The sequence below is a fragment of the Corynebacterium sp. genome (assembly GCF_030152825.1).
Lineage (GTDB): Bacteria > Actinomycetota > Actinomycetes > Mycobacteriales > Mycobacteriaceae > Corynebacterium.
This window is the reverse complement of sequence record NZ_JASLIP010000002.1, coordinates 1-6,260: the sequence shown is the minus strand read 5'-3', so window position 1 is coordinate 6,260 and position 6,260 is coordinate 1. Positions and strand designations below refer to the sequence as shown.

Annotated in this window: 3 protein-coding genes and 2 pseudogenes; all 5 read left to right on the top strand. The window is 68.9% G+C overall.

Annotation, left to right across the window (positions count from 1 at the left end):
• Positions 1-456: pseudogene (locus Q1V78_RS00140) on the top strand (hypothetical protein); the annotation flags it as partial.
• Positions 457-764: 308 nt separating this feature from the next.
• Complete coding sequence (gene leuA, locus Q1V78_RS00135; protein WP_300610263.1) at positions 765-2,606, top strand: 2-isopropylmalate synthase; 1,842 nt, start codon at positions 765-767, stop codon at positions 2,604-2,606.
• Between the two features lie 153 nt (positions 2,607-2,759).
• Positions 2,760-4,568 (top strand): DNA polymerase III subunit epsilon, encoded by a 1,809-nt coding sequence (locus Q1V78_RS00130; RefSeq protein ID WP_300610260.1) that lies wholly within the window; start codon positions 2,760-2,762, stop codon positions 4,566-4,568.
• A gap of 31 nt (positions 4,569-4,599) precedes the next feature.
• Positions 4,600-5,922 carry a MurT ligase domain-containing protein gene (locus tag Q1V78_RS00125; RefSeq protein WP_300610265.1) on the top strand — a complete coding sequence of 441 codons (1,323 nt, stop codon included), beginning with the start codon at positions 4,600-4,602 and terminating at the stop codon, positions 5,920-5,922.
• Positions 5,922-6,260 (top strand): annotated as a pseudogene (locus tag Q1V78_RS00120) (hypothetical protein); the annotation flags it as partial. The gene Q1V78_RS00125 and the pseudogene Q1V78_RS00120, both read left to right, overlap by 1 nt.

The window sequence follows — 6,260 nt, the reverse complement described above, 5'->3', positions numbered from 1 at the left end:
TCCATGAAGTTCGTGGAGGCCAAGAAGCGGCGCAACTACAACGACCCGGTGCTCGTCGCGATGCGGCAGGCCACCCCGCGCGCCGCCGACGGTTACGCGCAGGACTACGGCACCGCCGTCCTGCCGGGTGCGGTGGGCACGAAGTGGGGTTGGTCGGACGACCGCCGCAGCGTCCACGCCTCTGTGACCTACGGGCGGGATTTCACCGTCTCTGCGAACACCTGGGGCACCAAGCACGCACTGACCAACGACGTCCGCCGCGCCTTCCGCGGCACCATGGGTGCGCCCGGGCGTCCGGCGCCGGCGCGACCGCTCACCCCGGTGCAGCAGGCCGCGACCAACTGGGCCAATGACATGGAGCGGGCCGCCCTCAACGCGCCAGGATCGTCGGTCAACGAGCGGGCCATCCGCGATGCCCGGCGCGGCCTGGACCCGTGGATCATGCGGCTGCCTTAACAACGAACCAGCCCTAGCGCCGAACCAGCTCTAGACCCGCACCGGCCTCACCACCAGAGACCACTTCCCACTAGGTGAACACCCCCGCCCGGGCAATGGAACTGACATGTGTTCTGTTTCACGCTAAACTGAGCCACATGATTTCCCCTCACCCGCGCAGCGGCGGCGCCATTCTCCTTATTAGCCGCGGCGGGGCCTAGTAGGTAGACACACCAACAACCGACCGGCTCCCCGTCGCGGGGTTTTTGCATGCCGGTCGGTTTTTTCATTGCCACAGCACGACACCAACAAAACTTAGGGAAGAAAACATGAGCAACACCGACTCCTTCATCTCCGCACCAGCCCAGATCCAGACCCCCAACGGGGAGATCCCGGCCGACCAGCCGGCCTGGAACAAGCAGCGCAACTCCCAGATGCCGAACCGTCGCTACCTGCCCTTCTTCGAGGAAGTCGACCACATCACCCTGCCGGACCGCACCTGGCCGGATAAGGTCATCGACCGCGCCCCGCAGTGGTGTGCTGTCGACCTGCGCGACGGCAACCAGGCCCTGATCGACCCCATGAGCCCAGAGCGCAAGCGCCGCATGTTCGACATGCTGGTGAAGATGGGTTACAAGGAGATCGAGGTCGGCTTCCCGTCCGCGTCCCAGACGGACTACGACTTCGTCCGCGAGATCATCGAAGAGAACAAGATCCCGGACGACGTCACCATCCAGGTCCTGGTCCAGGCACGCGAGCACCTGATCCGCCGCACCTTCGAGGCCTGCGCCGGGGCGAAGAACGTCATCGTCCACTTCTACAACTCCACCTCCGAGCTGCAGCGCCGTGTGGTCTTCCGCAAGGACAAGAAAGGCATCAAGAAGCTGGCCACCGACGCAGCTCACCTGATCAAGGAAATCGCCCAGGACTACCCGGACACCAACTGGCGCTGGGAGTACTCCCCGGAGTCCTTCACCGGCACCGAGATCGAGTACGCCAAGGAAGTCTGCGACGCCGTCGTCGAGGTCATCGACCCGACCCCGGAGAACCCGATCATCATCAACCTGCCCTCCACGGTGGAGATGATCACCCCGAACGTCTACGCGGACTCCATCGAGTGGATGCACCGCAACCTGAACCGCCGCGACTCCATCATCCTCTCCCTGCACCCGCACAACGACCGCGGCGAGGGCGTGGCCGCCGCCGAGCTGGGCTACCTGGCCGGCGCCGACCGCATCGAGGGCTGCCTGTTCGGCAACGGTGAGCGCACCGGCAACGTCTGCCTGGTCACCCTGGGCCTGAACATGCTGACCCAGGGCGTGGACCCGCAGATCGACTTCTCCGACATCGACCAGATCCGCCGCACCGTGGAGTACTGCAACCAGCTGCGCGTCCCGGAGCGCCACCCGTACGGCGGTGAGCTGGTGTTCACCGCGTTCTCCGGCTCCCACCAGGACGCCATCAACAAGGGCCTGGCAGCCATGGCGGAACGCGACGCTGCCGAGGACGCCCCGGAGGACCCAGCCAGCGCGGACTCCGAGACCCTGACCGAGGCCGTCCGCAACGTCACCTGGGAGGTGCCGTACCTGCCGATCGACCCGAAGGATATCGGGCGCTCCTACGAGGCCGTCATCCGCGTGAACTCCCAGTCCGGCAAAGGCGGGGTCGCCTACATCATGAAGACCGACCACAACCTGGACCTGCCCCGCCCAATGCAGGTGGAGTTCTCCGGCATCGTCCAGGCGGTCACCGACGCCGAGGGCGGCGAGGTGAATCCGAAAGCCATGTGGGACATCTTCGCCACCGAGTACCTGGACCGCACCACCCCGGTGGACGTAATCTCCACGACCGTGGACGGTGGCCAGAACGAGGGCGAGGAATCCGCCGTGACCTCCCAGATCGAGTTCAACGGCGAGCCGAAGACCCTCAAGGGCCGCGGTAACGGCCCGATCGCCGCGTACTGCGATGCCCTGGAGTCCCTGGGCGTGGAGGTGGAGGTCCAGGAGTACAACCAGCACGCCCGCACCAGCGGTGACGACGCCGAAGCCGCCGCCTACGTGCTGGCCGAGGTCAACGGGCAACCCGTCTGGGGCGCCGGTATTGCGGGCTCAATTACCTACGCCTCCCTGAAGGCGGTGACCTCCGCGGTCAACCGCGCGCTGAATAGCTAACAGGGAGGCTCCCGGGGGGACAGGGCGGGGCACGGGCGCGTGGGGTCGCGCTGGTGGCCCCGCCCTTTGTCGTGCGTGGGGTGGGTGTTCCTCTGCCCCGCTCTTCGTCGTGCGTGGGGTTCCCGTGGGACGCGTGGACTAACATGGTTCCCAATGAATAACCAGCAGTTTTCGGACTCGGGCGACCGTCCCGCACCCCGTCGCCGCGCCCGCCGCAGGGTCAGCCGCCGCGCCGGCTCCCCGTCAGCGGCAGCCATCGCCTCCGCATCCGCCGTCGAGGCCGCCGAAGCGCTCCGCCCAAGCAGCCGACGCTCGAACACAGACGCCACCAGCTACCCCACAACCGGCCGCGACGGCTCCGACCAGTCCGGCCCGGATCGCTCGGGATCCGGCAGCTCAGGCACGAGCGCCGCGACCACTGGGAATGCCGTCGAACCCTCCGAGCACCCCAGCCCGGCCCACACCATCCCCACCCCGCCCAGCGTTGCGGACGCCCCCACCGTCGCGGTGGCCGTCACCACCAGCGGGATTCACCCAACCACGGCCCGGCTCATCGCCCTGGCCGCGGTCTACTACGACACCGATGGCGCCGAAGTCGGTCACTTCGTCCAGGCCCTCAACCCCAGCGAGGACCCCGGCCCGTGGCACATGCACGGCTTCGACGCCGGCGAGCTGGCCCAGCAGATTGGCTTCGCCACCGCCGCCGCGGAGATCAAGGCGGCCCTCGACGGCCGCGAGGTGATCCTCCACGACGCGCCCTTCGCCTGGGGTTTCATCACCCACGAGTTCCGCCGGGCCCAGCGCGCCGCCAACCGCGGCCGCGGGCGTGGCCGCGCCGGCAAGGGACGCGGGCGTGGTCGCAGCAAGGCCATCCCCACCCCGGAACCGGCCGTACTGATCGACACCCTAGCCACCACGCGTCGCCAGGAGATGCCTGCCGTCGACCCCCGCGCCCGGGCGGTCGCGAAGCTCTACCCGCATAACGCCCCGGCTGATGCCCTCCCGGAGCTCGGTGCGGCGGCCTCCGATCAGCGGGCCGCCATGCCTGCCGAGAAGCTCCTGGTCGCCGACGCCCGCCTGCTCGGGGCGCTGCACGTGGCACAGCGGGAAAAGGCAGACCGGGACGGCGGCGACGTCGTCCGCCTCGACCCCGAGGACCTGACCGCGGACCAGTTCGGTTTGCAGCGCGGCGCCATCCGCGTGGACGCCATCAACGCCCCGCGACCGCTCGAGAACCCCGGCACCCCGGTGAGCGAGGACGGCACCTGGCAGCTCGTCGCGGGCATGGAGTTCGTGGTCAGCCCGGACGTCGCCCGCGACCCGGACGAGCTCATCGAGCAGGGCGTGGCGGCCGGGCTGGTGTACTCCGAGAAGCTGAACCGCACCTCCAGCCTGGTGGTCTGCAATCAGAACGTCGAGCTGCGCGGCAAGGCCATGCACGCCGACCGGAAGGACATCCCGCTGCTCAGCGACGAGGAGTTCCTCGACGCGCTCGAGGACGTCGCCGAAGGCACACGAAGCACCGACGCCGGCCGCGGTGGAGGTCAGCGTGGTGGTCAACGAGCGAACGGTCAGCGGGGTGGCGGCCGCGGCGGTAGTGCTCAGCGCTCCGGTGGTCGCGGCGGCGGTCGGCCCGGTTCCGGTGGTTCGGGATCGGGTTCCGGTAACCGGCGCAAGCGCTCGCGCGGGGGACGTCGCCGTGGCGGCTCGCAGGGCGGCGGTCGCGCCAACGATGGTTCCCAAAACGGCGGCGGCAACGGCGGCAGTGGCGGCAACCACGCCGGAAAGAACAACGGCTCCGGCGCCCAGAAAACCGACAGCAAGAACCCGAAGAACACCGGGAAAAACAACTCCGAGCAGCCAAAACGCAAACGCAAGCGCGGTGGACGTCGCCGTGGCCGCGGCGGACGCGGGTCGAACGGACAAGGCAGCAAGACTAACGTAGGCAAACGTGAAAACTAAGAATCCGAACGGAAACGGCAGCACCCGCCGCATGAGCCTGCGCAGCCGCATCGCCTGCCAGGCCGCAGTCCTCGCGACGTGGGCGTCCCAGAAAACCGGGCGCGGTGCGGGTGGAATGATCGGCGGGCTCATCGCCAACGCCATCGACCCGAACCTCCTCGCGCAGCTCGGCCAGGGCCGCCCGACGGTGCTGGTCACCGGCACGAACGGCAAATCCACGACCACCCGGATGCTCGCGCACGCGCTTGCGTCCCGCTACAGCGTCGCCACCAACGAGGGCGGCGACAACATGGACGCCGGCGTCATCTCCGCGCTGCTCGCGGGGCGGGACAAGGACGTTGTCGCGCTCGAGGTCGACGAGCTCCACGTCCCGAATATCGCGGAGAAGCTGGACGCGGACGTGCTCATCCTGCTCAACCTCACCCGCGACCAGCTGGACCGCGTGGGCGAGATCAACAAGATCGAACGCGCGCTGCGGGCCTGCGTCGAGGCGCGGCCGAACATGACGGTGATCGCAAACTGCGACGACGTCCAGGTCACCTCCGTGGCGTGGGACGCGCCGAACGTCGTGTGGGTTTCCGCCGGCGCCGGCTTCGTGGGGGATTCCACCAGCTGCCCGCGCACCGGCGGGCACATCGTGCGCACCGAGGACGACTGGTACGCCGTGAAGAAGCTCCCGGATGGGCGCGAGTTCCGCCGGCCCGAGCCGACCTGGTGGGTCGATAAGGACGGCCTCGGCTATGCCGGGAAAACCCTGCCCATGAACCTGCAGCTCCCTGGCCGCGCCAACCGTGGGAATGCGGCCCAGGCGATCGCGGCAGCCGTCGTCATGGACGTGCCGGTCACACACGCGCTGCGCGCCGCAGAGGAGGTCACGGACGTCGCCGGGCGCTACTCCCTCGTCGAATTCGAGGGCCACACGCTGCGCCTCATGCTGGCGAAGAACCCCGCGGGCTGGCAGGAAGCGCTGTCGATGATCGACCGGGACGTGGACTCCGTCGTCATTGCCGTGAACGGGCAGGTCGCGGACGGGCAAGACCTCTCCTGGATTTGGGACGTCCGCTTCGAAGACTTCGAGGGCCAGCAGGTACTCGCCGCGGGTGAGCGCGGCACCGACCTGGCCGTGCGGCTGGGCTACGCCGGGGTGCGGCACACGCTGATCAAGGACACGGTCGACGCCGTGCTCGCGTGCCCGCCGGGGCGCGTGGAGGTGCTCGCGAACTACACCGCCTTCCGCGACCTGAAGCGCGAGCTGGAGCGGCGCGGCGCGACAACCGTTGAGGCTGACGGCACGGACGCTACCAGCACCACCGGCGAGGCGACAACCACCGCGACCGAGGAGGACGCACGATAATGGCAGAGCTCAACATTGGCCTGGTGCTGCCCGACGTGCTCGGCACCTACGGCGACGACGGCAACGCGCTCGTGCTGCGGCAGCGCGCCCGCCTGCGCGGCATCACCGCCGAGATCCACACCATCCGCTACGGGGAGGCTGTCCCGGAAACGCTGGACGTCTACACCCTGGGTGGCGGCGAGGACGTCGCCCAGCTGCTGGCCGCGGAGCACCTGCGCGCCGGCGGTGGCCTGGTGCGCGCGGCTGAGTCGGGTCGACCGGTGCTCGCGATCTGCGCGGGCCTGCAGGTGCTCGGTGAGTCCTTCCACGCTGGTGGGAAGCTTGCGGAGGGGCTCGGG

Coding starts and splice junctions, on each gene's coding strand:
- leuA (WP_300610263.1), top strand. CDS start 765: ATGAGCAACACCGACTCCTTCATCTCCGCACCAGCCCAGATCCAGACC.
- Q1V78_RS00130 (WP_300610260.1), top strand. CDS start 2,760: ATGAATAACCAGCAGTTTTCGGACTCGGGCGACCGTCCCGCACCCCGT.
- Q1V78_RS00125 (WP_300610265.1), top strand. CDS start 4,600: ATGAGCCTGCGCAGCCGCATCGCCTGCCAGGCCGCAGTCCTCGCGACG.